This window comes from Pontibacillus halophilus JSM 076056 = DSM 19796 (genome assembly GCF_000425205.1).
Taxonomy (GTDB): domain Bacteria; phylum Bacillota; class Bacilli; order Bacillales; family BH030062; genus Pontibacillus_A; species Pontibacillus_A halophilus.
In genome coordinates this window covers 40,961-63,737 of sequence record NZ_AULI01000007.1, presented here as the reverse complement: position 1 = coordinate 63,737, position 22,777 = coordinate 40,961, and the positions used below count along the sequence as shown (strand labels likewise).

Below are 22,777 nucleotides of genomic sequence, written 5' to 3'. Positions count from 1 at the left end.
AATAAAGAAAGCTCGCCTGTTTTTTCAGGCGAGCTTTTTTCTATAGTTTTTTGTATAGGGCTTTCGTTGCGAGTAAATCGTAGATAGAGCCACCTACACATTTAAATAGGGAAACATTCTCGTGGTAAGCTGGCGGGTCTTCAGATTGAATAACTTCTTCGAGCGTAGGGAATTGGTCCACACCACGTAGTTCGCTCGCTCGAATAATATCCCCGGACTCATGTAACGCTGCTGGTTGGTCTACGTACACGTTCTGAATCTCCTGTAGAATGCCATCGGGAATCTCTTGCATATCAGGGCGGAATGAGCCTACTGCTGTAATGTGCTTAGAGGTCCAACTGCTACAGTCTACGTCTGGAAGAACTGGGCTTGAGGAGCTTGTTGCTGTGACAATAATATCAGAGCGTTCGACAAGCTCGGTAATTTCTTTAGTCATTACAGTCACATTCGGATAATGCTCATGTATTTGCTGCTTAAACGCATCTACCTTCTCTTTATTGCGGCTGTGAAGATAGACGGTATGGATATTTCGAACTGCCATGGCAGCTTCTAAATGAGTCCATCCTTGTAGGCCTGTCCCAACGATTCCTAAGACTGAAGCATCTTGTGGGGCAATGTATTTCATGCCGAGTCCACTGATTGCTGCTGTTCTTAATCCAGTAATCTGGTTGCCATCTAACGATAACAATGGTTCCATTGTGTCACGGTTGTAAAGCATAATGGTTGCTTGTACAGAGGGCTTGCCCTTGTCGACATTACTCGGAGACACGCCAGCAAGCTTCACCGAATAGTACTCCTCATAAAAGGCGGGCATCAATAACGCGGTGCGCTCTCCGTCTTCCACATGCATCCGGTCAGGTGCAATCTCACTCTCTCTCTGTGGTTCCAAGTGGTATGCCTCAATTTCGTTCATGACATCAACTACATTTATGTACTCACGAATGTCCTTTGAAAATACGTTCATCATTCAACCTCCTCTTATAGCTATAGTTTGTCATGAATCAGTGAAGGTTATCAAGAAAAGACAACTAGGATGGAGTTCTCTAATACGACAAAAAAGGTGACATCTACTTGGATGTCACCTTAACGTACGGAGGGAAGGTGTGCTAAAGATGCAAGGGCTTCCTTCGCTCACGTGACGATTGTCGATGTACCACTTCATAGGGGACGATCACCCGTTTAGACGGCTCTTGTTTGTTGTTCACCTTGTCGATTAGGCATTTTGCTGCCTGATATCCAAGTTCATAAATTTGGATATCAACCGTCGTCAGTGGGGGGCGTGAAATCTCAGACATGTAAAGATTGTTGAAGCTCACGATAGACACGTCTTCAGGGACTTTGATTCCCTTCTCTTCAAGCATCGTAATCACACCGATGCTCATTAAATCATCCGCTATGACGAGTCCGGATGGTGGTTCATCAAGCTGGAATAATTGATGGACAGCTTCCCGTCCACCTGACTTTAGCAACTCAGCGTGTATGTGATAATCATCTCGGATAGGGAGCCCCGCTTTCGCCAAAGCTTCTTCGTAACCTCGAAGTCGATTTAACGTGACGACGAGATTTGAATCCCCTCCAATAAACGCAATATGTTCATGCCCTTTATGGATGAGCTCCCATGTAATGTCATAGGATGCAGTGAAATTGTCGTTATCAACATGTGTAATGCGGTCTGCATGCTCATATGGTTTGCCAACAAGAACAAAACAGAAATCCTGTTCCAGTAGAAACTTCGTCACTCGGTCATCAATTTGAGAATAGAGGAGGATCAACCCGTCTACTCGTTTCCCGAACACCATCCGTTGAACGCTCTCGTAGACCTCAGCTTCCGTTTCACCTGTGGACACGTACAGGGAATAGTCTTGTTCATGTGCGACAGAACTAATTCCTCTCAGCACTTCAGGGAAGAATGGGTTCTGTAGTGCTTTGTCTGCCGATGATTTCATCACAATGCCAATGGCTTGAGTCGATTGATTGGCTAGGCTTCGTGCGTTCACATTCGGATGATAGCCCATCTCCTCCATAATCTTGCGAACGCGCTTCTTCGTTTCATAGCTAATGCTCGGGTGGTCGGCTGCTACCCTTGATACCGTGGATGGTGCCACCTGAGCGGCTTTAGCGACATCCTTAATCGTAATCGCCATCTTTATTCACCTTCTTTAAGAAGAATCATCTTTGAATAGCTGATTGTTACCCTTTCGTAGCTCCAGTTGTTAACCCTGAGATTAAGTAACGTTGTAACAATAGGAATACAAGAGCGATTGGAACCGCGATTAAAATGGAGCCAGCAGCAAATCGAGTAAAGTTATTCGCAAATTCATTGTTGATAAAGTTGAATAGCCCAAGCGCCAACGTGAAGTTCTCAGAACTTGTAAGTACAATTCGTGGTAACAAGAAGTCTACGAACGGTGCCATAAAGTTAAATAGGGCAACAACGGCTAGAATTGGCTTCGCAAGTGGAAGCATAATTTGGAAGAATACTTGAAAGTGACCAGCGCCATCTAGTCGAGCAGCTTCATCAAGTTCTCTAGGAATCGTGTCAAAGAAACCTTTCACGAGCCATGCGTTAAACGGGATTTGCCCGCCGATATAAATGAGAATCAATCCCCAAAGGTTATCAAGAAGACCAATGATATTTAGGAGGATATAGAGAGCAACCATCCCCATAAGTACAGGGAACATCTGAAGAAGTAAGAACGCGTACAGACCGTTCTTACGCCCAACGAATTTGTAGCGGGAGAAGGCATAAGCTACAAGCGACGTCAGCAGGACAGATGCAACTGAGTTTATAACGGCGACAAACAAACTATTCTTATACCAAATAAGATAATCACTGTCAGGGTCTGTAAACAACCATCTATAGTGCTCAAACGTCACAACTTCAGGAATCATAGAAGTCGAATACATATTTGTACCAGGGTTCAGTGACATCCCAACAGTCCAGATGAGTGGGTACGCAATCACCACAAACATGACAAGTAAGAAGGCGTAGATGAGAGCAACCTCAAGTCTCGATTTCGTTTTCGCATGCATTACATTTCACCCTCCTCTTTATAAGCAGCCGTTCTTCTGAATTGGAAGAAGGCAAAGATTGAAACAATTAGTCCCATAATAATGGTGATCGCTGCAGCCATACTGTACTGGTTGTACTCAAACGTTTGCTTGTACACCCAAGAAATTAATATGTCTGACCCTCCAGCGTTCTGCCCTCGTACAGCAGGTCCGCCTTCATTGAATAAGTAAATGATGTTGAAGTTGTTAAAGTTCTGTGCGTATTGCATGATCAACAACGGTGCTGTAGCGAACATGATGTGAGGGAACGTGATGAAGCGGAATTTCTGTAGACGACTTCCACCATCCACATCCGCAGCCTCATACATATCGCTTGGTATGCTTTGAAGGACCCCTGTAAATAAAGCAAATAAGAAGGGAAATCCAAGCCACGTTTGAATAAGAATTAAGGCCACTCGTGTCCATGTTGCATCGGTGAGCCATGGGATGGCAACGCCAAATTGACTTAAAATGTCGTTGTTAATGGCACCAAACGTATCGTTGAACATCGCAGCGAAGATCAAGATGGTCACAAATGCAGGGACCGCCCATGGCAAGATGAGTACCGTACGAATGGTCCGCTTAAATTTAATACGCTTGTCGTTTACGAGAATGGCTAAGAACAACCCTAGAGCAATTTGGAGTGTTGTAGCGACAAATGTCCAAATGATTGTCCAACTAAATACGTTCACAAAGGACTCGCGCCAAATATCTTCTGTAAAGAGCTTGGTGAAGTTCTCAAATCCAACCCAGTTTAATAATTTACGAGGTGGGGCGTTGTACAAACTGTAATCTGCGAACGCAAGCGCTAGCATGAATGCAAGCGGTAGCACAACAACGAATACAAGCATAATGAGCCCTGGTGTGATGAGCATGTACGGGAAACTTGAATTGTAAGCATCAATCACTTGCTGACGCACCGTCGGAATCTTCTTGCCGAGTTGTAAGTCTTTCGCGTTGCGGCGAGCGTCGATAATATTAAAGATATAAGCGGTTAAAGCGAAGCCAATTACAATAAATGCAATAATGCCTTCAATTAATAAGATAATCGAGTGGTCTTCTCGTGGGGTTTCCCCTAAAGTTATAGCTCCCCATACGCCATTGACGACGAAATTAGCCAACGTAATGAGAAAAGCAGCCTCTACCACAATGAAAACGATTCCCTTTAGAAATCGACGGTTATAAAGTTGCCCGAGACCAGCAAATAGTATGGACAGAACTGTAGCCAACACGACGTTATGCTGTTTTTCTTTATTTGGTGAGGTGGATGGTACAACTTCCGGCATCGTTCATTCCCCCTTATGGTGTAAAAAGGGTGTATAGGGATCATCCCTATACACCCCATCTTTTTATTGCTGAACGGCAGCAATACTATCTTTAATTTGTTGAACCGTCTCATCCATAACCTCTTGTGGGTCATCTCCTTGTGCTAAGAACTGAAGTGCGTTGTTCATAGGCTCCCAAATCTGAGACATTTCTGGAACGGAAGGCATTGGCTCACCGTAGTTTGTTTGCTCTGCAAAGGAAGCAGTAATTGCATCCTCAGTAACGACTGAATCCTCTAACAAATCAGCACGTGGTGGGATTTCACCAGCTGTTTCGTAGTAAATCTTAGAGTTCTCTGTGTTCGTCATAAATTTAATTAAATCTGTTGCTTGTTCTTTGTTCTCGGAGTACTCAGATAGCATCCAAGACTTCACTCCAACAAAGGATTGCATTGGTGTACCATCAACAGTTGGTAATGGAGCAGTTGCAAGATCTTCGCCTAACGCAGCTTCATAGTCTGGACGCGCCCATGGGCCGTTTAGAACAACCGCAGCTTTGCCTTCTGTAAATAAGCCGTTAATAACATCTGGGCTAATCTCTGCTGGGATGTAACCTTCTGTGAAGAAGCTTTGAATCTGTGAAGCGCCTTTGACTGAACCTTCATTGTTCAAGCCAATGTCGTCAACGTTGTAGGAACCATCTGCTTTATCAAAGACATACCCGCCGTTACCTGCGAAGAATGGGTAAGCAAAGTAAAGGTTATTTAATTCTGCTAAGAAACCGTAAGAACCGCCTTCTGTTTGCTCTTCAGCAAGCGCCATCAAGTCTTCCATGGTAGCTGGTACTTCATCAACTAAGCTCTTATTGTAGTAAAGTGCATACGTTTCAATAACAGCAGGAGCACCCCATACATCGCCATCGTAGGTTACTGCTTCAATGGCTGTCTCGGAGTAACCACTTGTTTCATCGCCAAGGTCTACAGGAGCAGCTAGGCCACGAAGAACGATGTTCCCAATTCGGTCATGAGGTTGGAAGAAGATATCTGGGCCATTTCCAGTTGGTCCATCTAAATCTAACTTCTCAATTTGGTCTGTCATGTTCACACGTGTTAATTCAACATCGATGCCTGTTTCTTCTGTGTACTTGCCTGTGATTTCTTCAATGGCATTAACTTGGGACTCTTCATCATTCACCCAAATTGTTAACGTATCCGTTGTAGAGCCCTCTTCTCCTTCATTGTTCGAACCTTCTTCATTGTTTGACTCGTTCCCAGAAGCTTCATCTGAACCCGAATCCTCCGAACAAGCTGCCAACACACCTACGCTTAGCAGCATGGCAAAAACCAATAAAAGCAATTTCTTCATCTCTGTTTCCTCCCCCTAAATGGTAAAATTGAAATCGCTTGCAAAGAAGTGGAAAATATAAAAGCTGTTCTCATTAGTGAAAGCGATTGCAGGAATTACCTTCATTATACAAACTATCCAGCTGGGCACAAGAGCCTTATTTAACAAAATATTACATATAAATAGAGACAAGCCTTTACAAATAAAAGGAAAAACCTTTATAAAAAGGGGAAAAATATTTTTCGTGAGATTACTAGATTGACAGTGAATCAGAATTTGAATAGCCTTTAGGTATGTGAGAAATGTGCAAGCGCTTTTATTTAACACTGTTTTATGACAAAAGGGGGAGTAAACGTGATTAAAGAAGCAATCTATCATCGTCCGAAAGATCAATATGCATATGCGTATACCGAGAAGGAGCTACATATTCGTATACGTACGAAACGTGGAGATGTGAAGCAAGTACAACTCATTCATGGTGACCCTTATGATTTCAAAGGGGAAGTATGGCAGCATCAACTTGTCCAAATGGAACGAACCGGTCACGATGACTTATTTGATTATTGGGCTGTCAGCATAGAGCCTCCATATCGCCGCTTAAGATATGGCTTTCTGCTTAAAGATGAAACAGAAGCGTTTATCTATGGAGAGAGAGGGTTCGTAGATGAGGTACCAAAGGATGTAGGCTTTTTCTTTGCGTTCCCATTCTTAAATGCAATCGATGTATTCTCACCTCCAGAATGGGTGAAGGATACAGTTTGGTATCAAGTCTTTCCTGAGCGGTTCGGAAATGGCGATGAGAGCCTAAATCCACAAGGCGCACGAGCATGGGGGAGTGAACCGCCAAAGCCTGACAATTTCTTCGGTGGCGATTTACAAGGCATCATCGACCATATTGACCACCTCGTAGAGCTTGGCATTACGGGTCTCTATATGACGCCAATCTTCAAAGCACACTCCAATCATAAATACGACACGATTGACTACTATGAAATTGACCCTCAATTTGGGGATAAAGAGACATTCCGAAAGCTAGTAGAAACTTGCCATGAGAACGGGATTCGAGTCATGCTTGATGCTGTGTTCAATCATAGTGGCTATTTCTTTGAACCCTTTCAAGATGTGCTGCAGAATGGAGAGCAATCGGCTTACAAAGACTGGTTCCACGTTCGTGAATTTCCGCTAAAGGAGAAACCGATTCCAAACTACGACACATTTAGTTTTGGAGCTTCCATGCCTAAATTAAATACGGAAAATGAGCAAGTTAAGGAATACCTACTAGGCGTTGCGAAGTATTGGGTAGAAGAATTTGATATAGATGGATGGCGATTAGATGTAGCCAATGAAGTTGACCATCAATTCTGGCGTGAGTTCCGCCAAACAGTGAAATCTGCGAAGGAAGATGCCTATATACTCGGTGAAATCTGGCACGATTCCATGCCATGGCTCCAAGGGGATCAGTTCGATGCGGTAATGAACTACCCGTTCACCGAAGCTTCTTTAAATTTATTCGCAAGAGGTACGATTAACACGGAGCGATTTGCCCACGACATCACCCATGTTCTAAATATGTACCCTGATCATGTGAATGAAGTTCAATTCAATCTATTAGGAAGTCACGATACGCCAAGAATCCTAACAGAAAGTGGCGGAGATAAAGAACGAGCAAGACTACTCTTCTTGTTCCAGCTATCATTCATTGGCACGCCTTGTATTTATTATGGTGATGAAATTGGAATGGAAGGTGGACATGACCCTGGATGCCGCGCGTGTATGGAGTGGAATGAGGAAGGACAAGATCAAGAGCTGCTGTCATTCGTTCAGAAGTTGACAGAACTACGCCGCACTCACCGCGTCTTTGGAAACCATGGACAGTTCCGCATCGTAGATGTGACGGATAACGTCCTCGCGTATAAGAAATTTGATAGCCAAGATGAACTCTTATTCATCGTAAATCCAACTGAACAATCGAAATCCTATGTACTGCCGAAAGCGTACGTTGGGAAAGCGGTGAACAACCTTTGGACAGGAGAACAACAACCCGTAGCAGAGACCTTACAGTTGGAAGCATTCGACTTTAAGATTCTGCGTGTGTAATAAATAGTATTAGATCAATAGGGTAGAGTGTGTGATGCACCGATGTGGCGTGCCTTTAAAAAACGCTTATCGAGTATAGTACTAATAAGTTCCCTCAGTAAATTCTCTTTACTGGGGGAACTTTACGTGAATCTCTTTTCTATATATCAAGATTAGACATTAAGAGAGCCTTCTTCTTACAAATTCATCCACCAAGAAATACAACATAGCTACTGGAAGAATGAAGTACAGAAAGATCTCCCATGAAGAAGACCTTAAAAAAATGTGATTCATTAAAAAGGCGATTACTATGTAGAGAGTAAAACGGAAAATAAACACATAACGGAAAGAATTCTTAACAATGTAATCAATAGCAATAGACAGAGTGGCCCCAGAAACTATACCTACTAATAAAATCATCATAAAAGTATTTCCTAAACCTGCAATAGCACTACGAAATATGTTGCCGAAAGAAATAAGCGAAATAAAAAAAGTTATAACAGCTACAATTGCCTTTCTCTTCAATAGGTTAAACATGAACAGTTAACTCCTTTACAATGTTTCTAGAAAGGTTAAAGATTTCCAGTTAACCTTTGTAGATTCATAGTAAAGGCACTCGCAATCCTATGTAAATAACTATTCTTGGTGTTGTCCTAGGGTGGGACAACTTAACTGAATAATCTCTCTCCGCAACTTCTAACGCAAATTACAAGTAGGGAATACAGTTAAAATTCAACAACTCATATAAAATTTAAACTTTTTTCAAATGTGTTTGACAATTCGGAATTGCGATAGTAAGATATGGACTATCGAACAACAAGTGAATACGAGAATCATTCTTCTTATCCAGAGAGGTGGAGGGACTGGCCCTTTGAAACCTCGGCAACGGATCCGTTTAATCGGACACCGTGCCAATTCCTTCAAGCTACGGCTTGAAAGATGAGAAGAGACGGATTGTACATAAACGTGTAATCCCCTCTTCTTACCTAATAAGAAGAGGGGATTTTTTTTGTTGTATTAAATAAGGGAGGGTGTCACCATGATTCAACTTGAACAGATTAGAAAGACTTACACGAACAATGGGCAATCCATTCATGCGGTTGATGATGTCTCGTTAAGAATCAACGAAGGTGAAATCTACGGCATTATAGGCTTTAGTGGCGCTGGGAAGAGTACGCTACTACGCTGCGTGAACTTAATCGAACGTCCGACTTCAGGGCAAGTGATTGTAGATGGCGTCGACATTACATCGCAGTCGAAACGAGCACTTCGAGAAACAAGGCGTGACATTGGAATGATCTTTCAACATTTCAACTTACTAGAGTCAAAGACCGTGTTTCAGAATGTGGCATTTCCGCTTCTGCTTGATGGGAAGAAAGCGAAGGATGTAAAGGGGAAAGTGGAAGAGTTGTTGGCATTCGTCGGGATTGAAGAACTTGCGAATAAATATCCAGATGAACTTTCTGGAGGACAGAAGCAACGTGTTGGCATTGCTCGAGCACTTGTACGCTCGCCTAAAGTTCTATTGTGTGACGAAGCAACGTCCGCGCTTGATCCACAGACGACCGATTCGATTTTGAAGCTGTTAAAGGATATCCGAGACCAATACAATCTGACCATTCTAATGATTACACACGAAATGCAGGTCATCCGTGAAATATGCGACCGGGTAGCGGTAATGGAAAATGGGAAGGTCATTGAAGAAGGTACGGTGTTCGACTTATTCTCGAGCCCATCGCATCAAACGACGAAGAATTTCGTGGCTGCTGAGATGAACGATGATATTCCGAAATCAGTTCTCGAAGCGTTACATAGTGAACGCCATGTATATCGACTCACGTTCTTGAAGGAAGCAGCTTCTGAGCCAATTCTATTTCGTGCATCGAAGCGGTATAACATCGAAGTGAATATTCTCCATGGGCAGATTACCGAATTACAAGGAGAACCTTTCGGAAACTTAATTGTAGAATTCTTAGGAGAGACTTCAGAAATAAAGAAAGCCCTTCACACGATTCAGCAATCGGTGCAGGTTCAGGAGGTGACGAGTCGTGCAGGTTAATCTATTAGAATTCTGGCCTAAAATACTAGAAGCAACGTGGGAGACGCTTGTTATGGTTGGAGTGTCATTAGTGTTCGCCATTATTATTGGTCTTCCATTGGGGATTGCCCTTGTTGTGACACGAAACAATGGAATCCTTCCCAATGCTCCGGTCTTTAATGTGTTAAATGGCATTGTTAATCTGTTTAGATCTATTCCATTCATTATATTACTCGTTGTCATTCTACCATTTACGCGCTTTATTGTTGGGAGCTCTATAGGAACTGCTGCAGCAATTGTGCCACTCGTGTTCTTCTCTGGTCCATTTATCGCAAGGCTCGTAGAAACGAGCCTACTAGAAATTGATGAAGGCGTCGTGGAAGCCTCTGAAGCGATGGGAGCGACGCCATCGCAAATCATCTTTCGAGTCTTCCTGCCAGAGGCGTTTAGCTCACTCATTCTGAACATTACCGTCGCTACAATCGGTCTTGTCGGTGCATCCGCAATGGCTGGAACTGTTGGAGGCGGTGGTCTAGGTGACCTTGCAATCTCTTATGGCTATCAACGTTTTGAGACGGACATTATGATTGCAACTGTCGTCTTGCTTGTCGTGATTGTCCAAATCATTCAAACACTAGGTAACTACTTCTCAAGAGTAGTCCGTAGACGCTAAGGGGGAAATGAGATGAAGAAATCTCGCATCATCATTACAATTCTAGTACTAAGCTTAGGAGCTTTACTTGCCGCTTGTGGCAACTCGAACGATGCATCTTCGAAAGAAGGCGAAGCAAGTAATGAGACAAAGACAGTGAAAGTAGGGCTTAATGGGTCGGGCGTTCCGATTTGGGAGTTCGTTCAAGAGAAGGCGGAAGAGGAAGGGATCAACATTGAAATCGTTGAATTTGCCGACTATGTCCGTCCCAATATGGCGCTAGCTGACGGGGATATTGATTTAAATGCCTTTCAAACCGTTTCGTATTTCGATCAGTTCATTAAAGACCATGACTTAGACCTAGCTCCTATTGGAACTACGTTGATTGAGCCAATGGGAATCTATTCAGACGAGTACGAAGACGTTTCGAATATTCCGGACGGTGCAACGATTGCGATTCCGAATGAAGCGACGAACATGGGCCGCGCTTTACTGCTTCTACAAGAAGCAGACTTACTTGAATTACCTGAAGACTTCGATGGCAACGGCTCTTTAGAGAAAATTAAAGATAACCCGAAAGATTTGAAATTTGAAACGGTTGTAGCTGCACAGACTCCACGAGTCCTACCAGACGTCGCTGCTTCCCTCGTCAACAATAACATTGCGGTGGAAGCAGGCTTTGACCCACTCGAAGAAGCGTTAGTTCTTGAAAGTGCAACGGCTACACCTTATATCAATCTAATTGCAGCCCGCGCAGATGAAACAAATAACGAAACGTATCAGCAAATCGTAGAAATCTTCCAAACGGAAGAAGTGGCGAATCATATTGAAGAACTCTATGACGGTTCTGTTGTTCCGACGTTCGTGGAACTAGAGAAGATTGGTTGGTAAACGACTACACACATTAGGGGGGACATACCATGAAAGCATCACGCTTTTTATTTACAGCATTATTCCTTAGTCTAGCCTTATTCTTAGCCGCGTGTGGCGGTTCTGACGATGCAAGTGGTGAAGGAACAGGGGATAGCGAAGAGCCAGTACAAGTGAAAGTTGGGTTGAACGGGTCTGGGGTTCCGATATGGGAATACATTCAAGAGGAAGCTGCGAAAGAGGGCATTGAAATTGAGCTTGTTGAATTCGCAGATTATGTTCGTCCGAATATGGCACTAGCTGACGGGGATATTGACCTGAATGCCTTCCAGACGGTTTCTTATTTCGATCAATTCATTAAAGACCATGACCTCGACTTAGAGCCTATTGGTACAACCCTGATTGCCCCAATGGGGATTTACTCCGATGAATACGAAGAAGTATCAGAGATTCCTGACGGAGCTAAGATAGCAGTTCCTAATGAGGCGACCAACATGGGGCGTGCACTCTTATTGCTTGAGAAAGCGGAGTTAATTGAGTTGCCGGATGATTTCGATGGAAATGGTTCCTTGGAAGAGATTGAGGGGAACCCGAAGAACCTTCAGTTTGAAACGGTCGTAGCTGCACAAACTCCTCGTGTATTGCCAGACGTCGCTGCATCCATTATCAACAATGGGGTAGCTGTTGAAGCTGGATTCACACCAGTTGATGATGCCATTTATCTTGAAGGCGACACGGCTACTCCTTATATCAACATTATTGCCGCTAGAGCAGATGAAACAGATCGAGCAGCCTATCAGAAGATTGTAGAAATCTACCAAACGGAAGAAGTAGCGGAGCATATTCGTGAAGTATACAACGATTCTCTCATTCCAACATACGTGGAACTTGAGGAAATTGGCTGGTAAGAAAGAGGGAGTGACGCACATGGCAATCGCGGTTGAATCGCTAGAACGACGAATCATTAAGAGTATTGAAGAGAATCGACAGGCTTACGTGGCCACCTCACATGCCATCCATGAACGTCCTGAAATCGGCAATGAGGAGTATTTCGCTACTGCGCAGTTGCAACGATTGTTAGAAGAAGCTGGGTTCGACGTGCAAGCTGGAATCCCTGAACACGACACTGCATTTATAGCACGTAAGAAATCTGCGCTTGATGGACCGAAGATTGGCTACTTAGCCGAATATGATGCCTTACCTGGTCTTGGCCATGCTTGTGGGCATAATCTAATTGGAACGACAAGTGTCGCTGCAGCTATTGCTTTGGCTGAGGTCATTGACGAAGTCGGTGGTGAAGTAGTTGTGCTTGGAACCCCCGCTGAAGAAGGTGGTCCGAACGGTAGCGCCAAAGGGACGTTCGTTCGTCACGGACTCGTTCAGGACTTGGACGCTGCCATGATGGTGCATCCCCAAGCAGAAACGAGTGGTACGTCTCCATCGTTAGCTGTTGACCCCATTGATTTTGAATTCTTTGGCGTGTCTGCACACGCAGCGGCGAACCCTGAGGCTGGCATTAACGCGTTAGATGGGGTTATTCAACTATATAATGGAGTGAACGCGATGCGTCAGCATGTTACAGACGATGTGCGGATTCATGGTGTAATCCTTGATGGGGGCGAGGCACCGAATGTCGTTCCAGACTACGCCAGAGCTAGATTCTACATTCGTGCGAAAACGCGAGAGTCGTGCAACGATATAACTGCAGTAGTCAAGCAGATTGCTGAGGGTGCTGCGCTGCAGACGGGTGCTACTATGAAAGCGACCCACATTCAGAATGGTGTCGATCATCTCGTGTTAAATGAAGCTTTCGACGAGTTGTTTAAGAAACATATCGTAGATTTAGGTGAAGAGTATAAGCATTCAAAGATTGGCATTGGTTCAACAGATGCGGGGAATATTAGTCGCGTCGTTCCAACCATTCATCCTTACATTAAGATTGGGGATAGCAATTTAGTTCCTCATACAGACGCCTTTCGTGAAGCGGCTAAGTCTGAAGTAGGGGATAAGGCTCTCATGAAAGGGGCGAAAGCTCTCGCGTTAACAGGGCTTGATTTGCTTACGAAACCAATGATCCTTCGAGTCATTCAAGAGGAATTTAAGAGCAACGTATAAGAAATCCCCCTTCTCGGTCAGTCGAGGAGGGGGATTTTATACATCTATGAGTTCTCCTTGGAAAAAGGAGGGCACTTTTCCCATTTTCCATGCATACGTTAGAATAAAGGCTTTTTGCCTATAGCACGAGGAGTGCATCTGTTCATCTTAACTAAAGGAGAGATTCATTATGAGTGACAACAAAAAGACAGCTCGTCCTCCGATGCTTTATATTACACAGCCAAATTACGCTCAAGCTGAAGCGAAAATGCAAACGACATATCGCTCGTCTCGTGAAACTAAACCAAACAAAAAGGTGTCATTAAAGAAAGAAATGTCCCAAGGAGAAAAGGAGAGACGGAAAGCGTTAGAGGTGAAGCCTGTTCCTCAAGATGTAGAAGAACAACCTGTTAGAGAAATTTCCAATGAAGTCGCCGAGGCTGAAGAGCAGGGGACGAACAACGAAACGATGGCACAAGAACAGACCTCTACCATCTCGAGGCGTCGTCGTTTCCGTGATATGAATGTGGAGGAGAAAGTGGAATACTTCATCTCATTGCCGCCTCAAGTACCTAAGATGAAATGTGAAGTCATTACAGAGGAAGGCAGTCATCGTGGACTAATTGAAACCTTTGAAGATGGCGTCGTTGGCATGAAGACCATTCGTCGCCCATACGAAGCATTTATCGAATTCGATACGATTCGCGATATTCGATTGCTTGGCTTCTAAACTACCTGTTTCAGGTAGTTTTTTGTTTTGGTGAGCACGTTCGACGGATGAACTTACAATGGTTCACTCATTCACTAATGAAGACACAAAGGAAGCCCAGGGTTCTAATGGAGAACGCTGGGCTTTTTGTGTGAATAGCTTGTTAGTTTAATAACGTACGCTGTCCCTTAGTCGTCTGAAGAAGGTCCAAGAGCGTTGATTGCAGGAAGGCATGTGATGTGACAGAAACAGTCAAGGTCTACTGTAATGCAGATTCCTGTAACACGAAGGTCGTTGATTTCTTGCTCACAAATGTCGTCTAAGCACTCTTCATCTTCGCTTAGAAGTTCAAGAACCGCACAGTTTGTATGGTCATCGACTTCTTTAACGCGGAATACAAAGCTTGAGATAAGGTCGTGTAGAGAGCCGTTCATTCTGCGTTTTGTACCGTAACCAACGAAAGGTTTACAGTCTTTGCAGTAAAGGATAACGGGTACTGTATCTAGACCGTTTCCTCCTCCCATGTTGCCAAGTAAATCATTGATGGACTGCTCACAACTTGATTGACACTCATGAACGACATCATTTTGAGCATCTACGATTTCGCGTAGGATATCTTTAACACAGTTACCACTTTTGTGTTTATCTCCACAACTCATGTGACATTTCCCCTTTCTCTAAAGTTTGACTATTGTCTTTACTAACATATGTGCGTTTGCTCCGTTTGTGTGGGCGCTAGCCCGTATTTTCAGGCATAAGCCCGAATGAAATGTAAATCAGCTTTTTTCGAAAAACGGGCGAATGACTATACACGGAATAGGTCAACTACATAGGATAGTAACGATTACAGGACAGTAAAGGAGTGGAAGGAATGTCTGAGAAGAAAAAACGTGTGATCCATGTAGATGATTTAGTCATTCATGCTGAGAACGTTATTATTGAACCGCGTCGCCAACGTCCAGATGATCGTCCTCGTAGAATGGATCCGTTCTTTGGAAATCCTCGTTACCAAGAAGCGGAGGCAGCTGAGGCTGAAGTGGAAACGGAAGAAGTTAACGAAGAGGCAGAAGCTACTGAAGAAGCAGATACTAATGATGAGCAGCAACGCCCACCGTTCTCCTGGATTTAACCATAACAACCCTCTCCCAATATATAAGGGAGAGGGTTTTCTTTATGCATAGGTTGTCCGTGAAAATGGTAAACAAATTCTTCACTCCTCTTACATAGGATAAGGAAGGGGGGAGGGATAAACGTGGCAGGGTTAATGTGGATGGAGCTTGCCTTGCTCAGTCTGGCTAGCTTCCGAATCACAAGACTACTCGTCTATGACACCATTATGGAATGGTTCCGAGCGCCTTTCTTAGAAGAGTTTCAACAAGAGAATGAAGAGGGCGTTAAGGAGACGTATGTAAAGGTAAAGGGAGCAGGAATTCGAGCCTTCTTTGGGGAGATGCTAACCTGCCATTGGTGCACGGGTTTCTGGGTAACACTTGGCGTGTTGCTCGTATACTTTTATGTCCCTATTCTTGAGCCAGTGCTACTCTTGTTCGCTGTGAGTGGGGCGGCAGCCCTTTTATTCCATTTTGACAAGTAGTGTGGGATTGACCTACACCATAAAGTAGGGAAGAACATATACTTTACAAGGAGTACGTCCATTAAGAAAGGATGGGTTTAAAGTGAGAAAGAGTGCATATGAAGCCATGCTGAAGAAACAAGCGGGTACATCAAATACTTCAATTAAACATGTCCGTCCGAAAGGTGCAACTACCGGCGCTGTAAAGAAAAAAGGCGGCTGTGGTTGTGGAAAGAAAAAGGCGTAATGCGTTATGATGCGTCCCCGTATTTTTCAACCTAAGTGGATGAAGCCTTTCCATGACATTCATAAACATATGGATACAGGAGAAAAATGGATCCAATACTACCCTGAGAAAAAGTATACTCAACATACGAAAATGATGACCGATTGGGATGGTTCATTCGGGAAATGGAACAACAACTTCCAAAAAGGGATAGCAGACTTTGAAAAAATGATGGACGAATTTGAGAAGAAAATGGATGATTCATAAGTCTACCCAGTAGAGGGTAGGCTTTCTTATTGATTGCAATCGAACGAAATGAAACGAACGTTATTCATTGAAGAAACTTGTAGATTTAAGAATTTGTGGCATAGAAAAGAGGAGATTCGGGTAGGGTGTAGTAATAAATAGTAATTGTACTTGAAGGGAGCAAATGCACATGGGTTACATTATGCCGATTACACATTATCAGTACCAAGATTATAAGAAGCGTGTCGAAATGCAGCAAGCTCGTACGAAACTTCAGGTTGAACCATTAACACGCGTGCAGTGGGTGAAAGAATTGCAACAGCACATGGATGAAATGCCTCGAGAAGAGAAGCGGAAAGATTTGCAGTTTCATAGAGAACAGCGCGCACAGCTCTATACACCTGAAGGTCTACACGCCCATGAACGTGCTCCTCTCCATGACGTAAATATAGCCGAGCTAACAGGAAAAGGCCAATTCGTTAACGAAAGTGTTTAGTGATACGTCCTCACAAAGGAGTCGATGTGATGAAGTTAACCAAACTAAACACCTACTGTTATTATATAGAAGGCGCAGCAAACATAGGGTATGTCCATCAAGAAGACAAAGGAATGCTGATTGATGCCGGGATTGATCATCAGACAATGAAGAAGGTGCTGAAGGAACTCGACAAGCACGAGCTTCCGGTTACACACCTATTTATTACTCATGCTCACTCAGACCACTATGGGGGTGCATCTTACTTACAGCAAAGGCAATTCGTCTACACATTTGCGCCTCAGTTTGAAGAAGCCATCTTACGCAACCCATCCTTAGAGCCTCTCTATCTCTTCGGCGGAAACGACCCTCTCCCAGAGCTGCGTAATAAATTTCTAGAAGGGAAGCCCATCTTTATAGATGAGGTGCTTCAAGAAGGCATATACGAACGAGATGGATTTAACTTTACCACGTATTTATTACCTGGACATAGCTACCATCAGCTAGGCTTACTCACTCATGATATTCTTTACGCTGGAGATAGTTATTTCGCAGAAGAGCAACTGCATAAGCACGGAATTCCGTTTCTAACAGATGCTCACTTGGCTGTTCAAAGCCTCTACAAGTTGAAGCGAATCTCTTGTATGGGAGCGGTACCAGGGCATGGGGTGTTCGAAGAAGATTACCATGAAACGGTAGATGCCAACATCGCCTATCATCATGAACTTCTTTATATGTTGAAACAAAAGATTGTCAGCAAGGGTCCTGTCTCACATGAGGAACTCGTAGTCTATATGTGTGACACATATGAAGTAAAGGCCGAACAGCTAGGTGCATGGCTCTTATTCCGTACAGCTGTGACGGCTTATATTGTAGCGCTATTGAAGCAAGAAGAAATTACGTATCGAATAAAAGATTACAAATGGGTCTTTGAAGCTAACAAGGAGAACCTTAGTACGGAATAACGTACAAAGGTTCTCCTTGAATGTATTCTGCATACATGACGTCTTTATACGATTGGACATCATGTTGTTTCAGTTCCTCTTGCAACCACTTGGAGTCTACGTTCGCTTCTTTGATGTTATCTTCAATAAGTTCTCCGTCTGAAATGACCATAAGCGGTAACTTAACGGGCTCTTGGTCAAGTTCCAGGTCTTGTCGAGAAGGTGTCTGTGCCTCCGAACTTTTAAGAACTGAAACAGTTCCATCTGTTTCGAGAATCGCGAAGGCTACATCGCGTAGTGAGAAGATTTCTTTAGAACGAAGTAAGTGTTGCAACTGGTTCATGTCGAGCTTCCCCTTCGTCATCTCTTCCTTTTGTACTTTCCCCTCGTAAATAATAATATTTGGACGGCCTTCAAGCGGCCCACGGGTCTTCTTGAATTTCTGTGTTACCCATTCTGTGCTATAGATTAACAGTCCCCAAAGAAAGACGGCAAACAGAATCTCTTTAATTCCTGTATCTGGATCATAAAGTGCGTTCCCGACCAATTCACCGAGGACGAGCGCCGCAATGAAATCAAACGCGGTAATTTGTGTGATCTGTGATTTCCCGAGTACCTTCGTCAATGCGAAGAGACATAGAAACCCCACAATCGTATCCGTAAATATGCTGAAGAATTCCATAAGCCCCACCCTTCATTCTCTATTAACCCAATATAGCCAGAAAGAAGGGGGGGCATACGTGCATCCCTGTAGTTAAAACACAAAAAAGAGTGAAACCCTAGGCTTCACTCTTTCTAGTTTAGTTCTGTATGGTTATGCCAAAGCTTTCGTCATCGTGACGTGAGGGATTCCTGCGTCTAGGAATTCATCGCTAACCACTTCGTAGCCTAATGACTGGTAGAAGCCAAGTGCTTGTACTTGTGCGTTAAGCTTCGCATAGTGGTAACCACGATTTCTAGTGATTGTCTCCATTGCTTCAATCATTTGCTTTCCAAAGGATTTCCCTCGCTTGGAAGATAGGACAGAAATTCGCTCGAACTTTCCATATTTGTCAACGAAGCGAAGGCGAGAAGCAGCGACTGCCTCATCTTCAAGGTATCCTACTAGATGAGTTGCGGAGTCATCATGTTCGTCCATTTCTTCATCTAAAGATACACCTTGCTCATTGACAAATACATCACGGCGGATGGCATAGGCATCTTCAATTTGTGCTTTTGATGTTGCTTCAATTATGTTCATCATGTACGTATTACTCTCCAAATCTGAAGGTTTCATATACTGTCCACATGCCGTTCTCAAGCTGATAGAGCAGTTGGAAGCGGTCAATGGTTTCTTCAAATTCAAATGACTTCATTTGAAGGCTTCCATATACATCAGAATGCTCATCGTCAGATAGATTCTGAGCAATGGTAATATGGGGAACGAAGGCATACTTTCGGTCATCAGGTAGGTCAGTAGATAACAATTTCTCATTTAGCTTACAAAGTTCGTCAACTGGCTCTACCTTCATATAAATGGTATTCGTAACCGGTGAAAACGTACTTAACTTCTTAGCAATTAAGGAAAATGGTTGAGTTTCTTTCGCAATTTCCTTCAACTTCGGAATGTAGGCTTCAATTTCATCCTTGCTGCCAATTTCAAATGCTTCCTTCACAGTTACGTGAGGCGGGATGAGCGCATAATTCGTGTCATAGCGCTTACGGAATGAATTGGCTACGTCTTGAATTTCTTTAGATGGAAAGAGTGCAATACCGTATTTCATACAATAACCTCCCTAAATAAATGTATATCGCATAGCAAGATATAATGATCTCCCCCTATTATAGCAAAAACTCTGAAAAAACAGAGGGGGCTTCCTAGCTATTTCCAAAGATTTTCGGTAGCGCATCTTTTAAATCCTGTTGCCAGAATTTCCAGATGTGGTTTCCTTCAAACTCTTTGTACGTATAGTGTTCTACTTTAGCTTGCAGTGCTTCATGGAGCTCGCGATTAGGAGTAATAAAGTCCTTCACGTTTCCGTCTGTCGTATCGACGGCCGTTTCCTCCGTGCCAATGCTATGGTAAAGGTCCATACGTCTAATTTCGTCGTTTTGTGCTACAGCTTGTAGCACATGTTCATCTACATAAGGAGACTGCATAATGACTTTTCCGAATGTGTGAGGATAATGAAGCGCTGTGAGAAGCGAAATCGTTCCTCCAAGTGAGTCGCCCATGAGTGCGCGACTTCCGCTCATATGGTAAGTCGGAATCTCTTCATCTAGAAGGGGTACAACTTCATGTGCGAGAAATTTCATATAGGCTTCTCGACGTGCTCCCTCTGGATGGTATTTCTCCCGTCGGTCGAACTTATCCTTATAATGTATACCTGCGAAGACGGTGTTCTCAATGGAACGGTCTTCGTGAAACCGGTCGCTTAACGTCTGTATACGCCCAAACTTGTAGTAATCATCTCCATCTTGCATGATGCAGATATGATATTTATACAAGGAAGAGAAGGAAGCGGGCCGATAAATCTTTACGATTAATGTCTCATCTAAGTATTGGCTATGGATTTCTCTTTCAACAGTGGTTCCTTGTCGTTTCACTCGCAATACCTCCGAACAGATTTCAAGTCGTAACTAGTTTCCCATTATTTGTATCCGTTAAACGTGTCTCTTCGATAGTGTATCATAACCTGTGTGAAAATACAGACAATAGGCGATTGTTCGACCTAAAACGACGGAATCGTGCTATAATTGTGAACATACAGCTTAGAAGGGAGAGGACCCACATGACGCAACAACCAAGACAAGTACACAGTAAAGAAGTAGCAGACGCCGCCAAACAACAATTAGTAGAGCGTGGCGTAACCATTGAATCTATTGCAGATATTGTCTATAACATGCAACATCCATACAATCCTTCCCTAACGTTGGAAACATGTACGGAAAGTGTAAATCGAGTTCTAGAGAAGCGCGAGGTACAGCATGCGCTGTTAGTAGCAATTGAATTGGACCGTCTAGCTGAACAAAATCAGCTATCGGAGCCGTTACAATCCATTGTCGCAGCGGACGAAGGGTTATTCGGTGTAGATGAAACGATTGCGCTCGGAGCAACTTATGGCTTTGGGAGCATTGCGGTGTCTACCTTTGGTTATTTAGATAGAGCGAAGCCAGGAATTATCGGGGAACTCGATACAAAGCAAAAGGGGAAAGTTCACACGTTCCTAGATGATCTTGTCGCAACCGTTGCATCCAATGCATCTGGTAGAGTTGCACATAGACTAAGAGATGTGGAAGAACAAGTATCTCAGTTCTCTTAACATGATATGTTAATAGGAGAAATTATAGAGAGTCCTGCTCGCCGAGAGTAGGACTTTTTTAAGCAGAAAATACTGGAACAACAAAAATTCAAAAAATATGATAGATTTTTCTTTTCATGTTATGGTAGAATTCTTAACATAGAGTGAATATGATTGACTTGGTGAAGTGGACGCAAAATTGGAAACTGAGAAATGTGTAGGTACTTGACGATAAATATATTTGAAAATTCTGCACTTTACTGGTACTATTTTGCTAGGAACAAGTCATGTAAAGATGAAGGAGGATATGGTATGAATCTTAAGAAGAAACATTTTGCCTTACTATTTATGTTAACGCTTTCTATGATTCTAGCAGCGTGTGGAGGCGGAACATCAGATGACGAAAGTGGTAACGAAGGAGATTCAGGTTCAGATTCAGGTGAAGATCAATTTGTTAGTATCTTAACAGGTGGTACGCAAGGTACATACTACCCGCTTGGCGGAACCTTTGCGCAGCTTATTAACGATAATGTAGAAGGTGCAGAAGCAACTGCCCAGTCTACAGGAGCATCTGTAGAAAATATGAAGACACTTAAAGATGGCGATGGTGAAATTGCATTCGTTCAAACGGATATCGCTTCTTATGCAAGTGAAGGAACAGTGATGTTTGAAGGCAGCCCAATCGACAACGTCGTAGCAATGGGTACACTGTATCCTGAAACGATTCAAATTGTAACAACAAAGGATTCAGGTATTGAATCTGTCGAGGACCTTAAAGGGAAAACCGTTTCAATCGGAGCTCCAGGTTCTGGTACTCGTGCGAATGCGGAGAACATTCTAGAGGTGCATGGCATGACTGTAGATGACATTGAGGCACGTGACCTTGACTTTGGTGATTCCACTTCTGGTATCCAGGATGGAACAATTGATGCAGCATTCATCACATCTGGTACACCAACAGGTGCTGTTGAAGGTCTAGCTGCTACTACAGACGTGAACATTGTACCAGTTCAGCAAGATAAAGCCGCTGAACTAATCGAGAAATATCCTTACTATGCAGAAGATGAAATTGCTGAAGGCACATACAAGCTAGAATCAGCTGTACCAACAGTGGCTGTTCAAGCGATGCTTGTTGTAAACAAAGACCTGAGCGAAGAATCTGTATACAACATGACGAAAGCGATCTTTGAAAATACGGATCAAATTCAACACAGCAAGGGCGAATTCATTACAACTGAAACAGCTCTTGATGGGGTTGGGATTGAATTGCACCCTGGTGCGAAGAAATACTTTGATGAAAAAGGTGTAAGCAACGAGTAGAACGTCGTACAGAACGACAGGATAGACCGGTGTACACTGGTCTATCTTTTCGTTTAGAAGAGGGTTTTATCATGAATACAACTAAAGTAAACAAGCGTTGGTGCTTTCTACTCCTTGCAGCCGGTGCGATCGTCATCGGCTCACTTATTCCTTATCAAACCGTATTAACCTTTCGTCCACTAGACGAGAATCAGGCGGTAATCTACTTGCCTGTACATCACCAGGACACATTCCAGATTAAATACACCCATTCGGTCCATCTGTCTGACGTTTTCGAATCTTTCTCTATTCATGAGGAAGGAGTCAGGCCGGTTGAACTTCGCTATGAAGACACCGCCATTGGCATGCCGGCAAACGCTGCAGAAGGTGAGACGTTCGAGGTGCAAGATGGCCAATACGTCATCACGAAACCGAAAGATGCACCACTCTTTCCTTCGCTTAACCTAAACGTAGGTCAAGTGCGAGCGAATCATGCAATCTTGTATAACAACCATACGTATCCCTTAGAAGACTATGTTGGACAAGGGACTAAGATATCCATTCAGCCAGAACACATCAGTCTATGGCAGAGGTGGAAAGGAGTGAACATGCTTGAGTAAGCGTAATGAATCTT

Annotated in this window: 27 protein-coding genes and 1 riboswitch; of the genes, 16 read left to right on the top strand and 11 right to left on the bottom strand. The window is 43.4% G+C overall.

Going from position 1 to position 22,777, the window contains the following annotated elements:
• Window positions 1-40 precede the first annotated feature (40 nt).
• The 5 genes from H513_RS0107415 to H513_RS0107395 all read right to left on the bottom strand — a co-directional run bounded on the left by H513_RS0107415 (window position 41) and on the right by H513_RS0107395 (window position 5,681).
• Complete coding sequence (locus H513_RS0107415) at window positions 41-964, bottom strand: ornithine cyclodeaminase family protein (protein ID WP_026800174.1); 924 nt, start codon at window positions 962-964, stop codon at window positions 41-43.
• Window positions 965-1,106: 142 nt separating this feature from the next.
• Window positions 1,107-2,144, bottom strand: a complete 1,038-nt coding sequence (locus H513_RS0107410) for a LacI family DNA-binding transcriptional regulator (RefSeq protein ID WP_026800173.1) — start codon at window positions 2,142-2,144, stop codon at window positions 1,107-1,109.
• 46 nt (window positions 2,145-2,190) lie between these two features.
• Window positions 2,191-3,033 carry a sugar ABC transporter permease gene (locus tag H513_RS0107405; RefSeq protein WP_026800172.1) on the bottom strand — a complete coding sequence of 281 codons (843 nt, stop codon included), beginning with the start codon at window positions 3,031-3,033 and terminating at the stop codon, window positions 2,191-2,193.
• Window positions 3,033-4,337 (bottom strand): carbohydrate ABC transporter permease, encoded by a 1,305-nt coding sequence (locus tag H513_RS0107400; RefSeq protein WP_051239779.1) that lies wholly within the window; start codon window positions 4,335-4,337, stop codon window positions 3,033-3,035. The genes H513_RS0107405 and H513_RS0107400 overlap by 1 nt, the downstream gene beginning before the upstream one ends.
• A gap of 63 nt (window positions 4,338-4,400) precedes the next feature.
• Window positions 4,401-5,681, bottom strand: coding sequence for an extracellular solute-binding protein (locus tag H513_RS0107395; protein WP_026800170.1), 1,281 nt, complete (start codon window positions 5,679-5,681; stop codon window positions 4,401-4,403).
• Between the two features lie 333 nt (window positions 5,682-6,014).
• On the opposite strand from H513_RS0107395, the gene H513_RS0107390 reads away from it, so the two are divergent.
• Window positions 6,015-7,757, top strand: coding sequence for a glycoside hydrolase family 13 protein (locus H513_RS0107390; RefSeq protein WP_026800169.1), 1,743 nt, complete (start codon window positions 6,015-6,017; stop codon window positions 7,755-7,757).
• A gap of 159 nt (window positions 7,758-7,916) precedes the next feature.
• Here the strand turns inward: H513_RS0107390 and H513_RS0107385 are convergent, their stop codons facing one another.
• On the bottom strand, window positions 7,917-8,273 hold the full coding sequence (locus H513_RS0107385) for a hypothetical protein (RefSeq protein ID WP_026800168.1): 357 nt from the start codon (window positions 8,271-8,273) through the stop codon (window positions 7,917-7,919).
• Between the two features lie 302 nt (window positions 8,274-8,575).
• Window positions 8,576-8,682: riboswitch (SAM riboswitch) on the top strand.
• Between the two features lie 93 nt (window positions 8,683-8,775).
• Here H513_RS0107385 and H513_RS0107380 point away from each other — a divergent pair.
• The 6 genes from H513_RS0107380 (at window position 8,776) to H513_RS0107355 (ending at window position 14,120) form a co-directional block, all read left to right on the top strand.
• Window positions 8,776-9,795 carry a methionine ABC transporter ATP-binding protein gene (locus tag H513_RS0107380; RefSeq protein ID WP_026800167.1) on the top strand — a complete coding sequence of 340 codons (1,020 nt, stop codon included), beginning with the start codon at window positions 8,776-8,778 and terminating at the stop codon, window positions 9,793-9,795.
• Window positions 9,785-10,447, top strand: a complete 663-nt coding sequence (locus H513_RS0107375) for a methionine ABC transporter permease (RefSeq protein WP_026800166.1) — start codon at window positions 9,785-9,787, stop codon at window positions 10,445-10,447. Before H513_RS0107380 ends, H513_RS0107375 begins: the two co-directional genes overlap by 11 nt.
• A gap of 12 nt (window positions 10,448-10,459) precedes the next feature.
• Window positions 10,460-11,317, top strand: coding sequence for a MetQ/NlpA family ABC transporter substrate-binding protein (locus H513_RS0107370; protein WP_026800165.1), 858 nt, complete (start codon window positions 10,460-10,462; stop codon window positions 11,315-11,317).
• Window positions 11,318-11,346: 29 nt separating this feature from the next.
• The gene (locus H513_RS0107365; RefSeq protein ID WP_026800164.1) at window positions 11,347-12,204 is read left to right on the top strand and encodes a MetQ/NlpA family ABC transporter substrate-binding protein; all 858 of its coding nucleotides are present in this window, start codon (window positions 11,347-11,349) and stop codon (window positions 12,202-12,204) included.
• Between the two features lie 19 nt (window positions 12,205-12,223).
• Window positions 12,224-13,411, top strand: a complete 1,188-nt coding sequence (locus H513_RS0107360) for a M20 family metallopeptidase (RefSeq protein WP_026800163.1) — start codon at window positions 12,224-12,226, stop codon at window positions 13,409-13,411.
• Window positions 13,412-13,580: 169 nt separating this feature from the next.
• Window positions 13,581-14,120: a CotO family spore coat protein gene (locus H513_RS0107355; RefSeq protein ID WP_026800162.1), complete on the top strand. Its 540-nt coding sequence runs from the start codon at window positions 13,581-13,583 to the stop codon at window positions 14,118-14,120.
• A gap of 167 nt (window positions 14,121-14,287) precedes the next feature.
• Here H513_RS0107355 and H513_RS0107350 read toward each other — a convergent pair whose 3' ends face one another.
• Window positions 14,288-14,758 carry a CotY/CotZ family spore coat protein gene (locus tag H513_RS0107350; protein ID WP_026800161.1) on the bottom strand — a complete coding sequence of 157 codons (471 nt, stop codon included), beginning with the start codon at window positions 14,756-14,758 and terminating at the stop codon, window positions 14,288-14,290.
• A gap of 212 nt (window positions 14,759-14,970) precedes the next feature.
• On the opposite strand from H513_RS0107350, the gene H513_RS21880 reads away from it, so the two are divergent.
• From H513_RS21880 to H513_RS0107320, 6 genes are all read left to right on the top strand, one after another.
• Window positions 14,971-15,228, top strand: coding sequence for a hypothetical protein (locus H513_RS21880; RefSeq protein ID WP_026800160.1), 258 nt, complete (start codon window positions 14,971-14,973; stop codon window positions 15,226-15,228).
• 123 nt (window positions 15,229-15,351) lie between these two features.
• A complete protein-coding gene (locus H513_RS0107340; RefSeq protein ID WP_026800159.1) occupies window positions 15,352-15,693 on the top strand; it encodes a DUF1360 domain-containing protein in 342 nt (113 codons plus the stop codon).
• Between the two features lie 82 nt (window positions 15,694-15,775).
• Window positions 15,776-15,919 carry a hypothetical protein gene (locus H513_RS21525; protein WP_154655205.1) on the top strand — a complete coding sequence of 48 codons (144 nt, stop codon included), beginning with the start codon at window positions 15,776-15,778 and terminating at the stop codon, window positions 15,917-15,919.
• A gap of 9 nt (window positions 15,920-15,928) precedes the next feature.
• On the top strand, window positions 15,929-16,165 hold the full coding sequence (locus H513_RS0107330; RefSeq protein ID WP_231572083.1) for a hypothetical protein: 237 nt from the start codon (window positions 15,929-15,931) through the stop codon (window positions 16,163-16,165).
• A gap of 181 nt (window positions 16,166-16,346) precedes the next feature.
• Window positions 16,347-16,640, top strand: coding sequence for a hypothetical protein (locus H513_RS0107325; protein ID WP_161625294.1), 294 nt, complete (start codon window positions 16,347-16,349; stop codon window positions 16,638-16,640).
• A 29-nt stretch (window positions 16,641-16,669) separates the two neighbouring features.
• Window positions 16,670-17,584, top strand: coding sequence for an MBL fold metallo-hydrolase (locus tag H513_RS0107320; protein ID WP_026800156.1), 915 nt, complete (start codon window positions 16,670-16,672; stop codon window positions 17,582-17,584).
• On the opposite strand, the gene H513_RS0107315 is transcribed toward H513_RS0107320, so the two are convergent.
• The 4 genes from H513_RS0107315 to H513_RS0107300 all read right to left on the bottom strand — a co-directional run bounded on the left by H513_RS0107315 (window position 17,571) and on the right by H513_RS0107300 (window position 20,149).
• Window positions 17,571-18,245, bottom strand: a complete 675-nt coding sequence (locus tag H513_RS0107315) for a YetF domain-containing protein (RefSeq protein WP_026800155.1) — start codon at window positions 18,243-18,245, stop codon at window positions 17,571-17,573. The two genes, H513_RS0107320 and H513_RS0107315, sit on opposite strands and share 14 nt — an antisense overlap.
• Window positions 18,246-18,377: 132 nt before the next feature.
• Window positions 18,378-18,806, bottom strand: a complete 429-nt coding sequence (locus tag H513_RS0107310) for a GNAT family N-acetyltransferase (RefSeq protein WP_338048992.1) — start codon at window positions 18,804-18,806, stop codon at window positions 18,378-18,380.
• Between the two features lie 7 nt (window positions 18,807-18,813).
• Window positions 18,814-19,326 carry a YjcG family protein gene (locus H513_RS0107305; protein WP_026800153.1) on the bottom strand — a complete coding sequence of 171 codons (513 nt, stop codon included), beginning with the start codon at window positions 19,324-19,326 and terminating at the stop codon, window positions 18,814-18,816.
• Window positions 19,327-19,420: 94 nt separating this feature from the next.
• Window positions 19,421-20,149, bottom strand: a complete 729-nt coding sequence (locus tag H513_RS0107300) for an alpha/beta hydrolase (protein ID WP_026800152.1) — start codon at window positions 20,147-20,149, stop codon at window positions 19,421-19,423.
• Between the two features lie 185 nt (window positions 20,150-20,334).
• Here H513_RS0107300 and H513_RS0107295 point away from each other — a divergent pair, with 185 nt between their 5' ends.
• The 3 genes from H513_RS0107295 (at window position 20,335) to H513_RS0107285 (ending at window position 22,763) form a co-directional block, all read left to right on the top strand.
• Window positions 20,335-20,865, top strand: a complete 531-nt coding sequence (locus tag H513_RS0107295) for a phosphatidylglycerophosphatase A family protein (protein ID WP_026800151.1) — start codon at window positions 20,335-20,337, stop codon at window positions 20,863-20,865.
• A 291-nt stretch (window positions 20,866-21,156) separates the two neighbouring features.
• A complete protein-coding gene (locus tag H513_RS0107290; RefSeq protein WP_026800150.1) occupies window positions 21,157-22,164 on the top strand; it encodes a TAXI family TRAP transporter solute-binding subunit in 1,008 nt (335 codons plus the stop codon).
• Window positions 22,165-22,235: 71 nt separating this feature from the next.
• The gene (locus H513_RS0107285) at window positions 22,236-22,763 is read left to right on the top strand and encodes a DUF1850 domain-containing protein (protein WP_026800149.1); all 528 of its coding nucleotides are present in this window, start codon (window positions 22,236-22,238) and stop codon (window positions 22,761-22,763) included.
• Window positions 22,764-22,777: the final 14 nt, after the last annotated feature.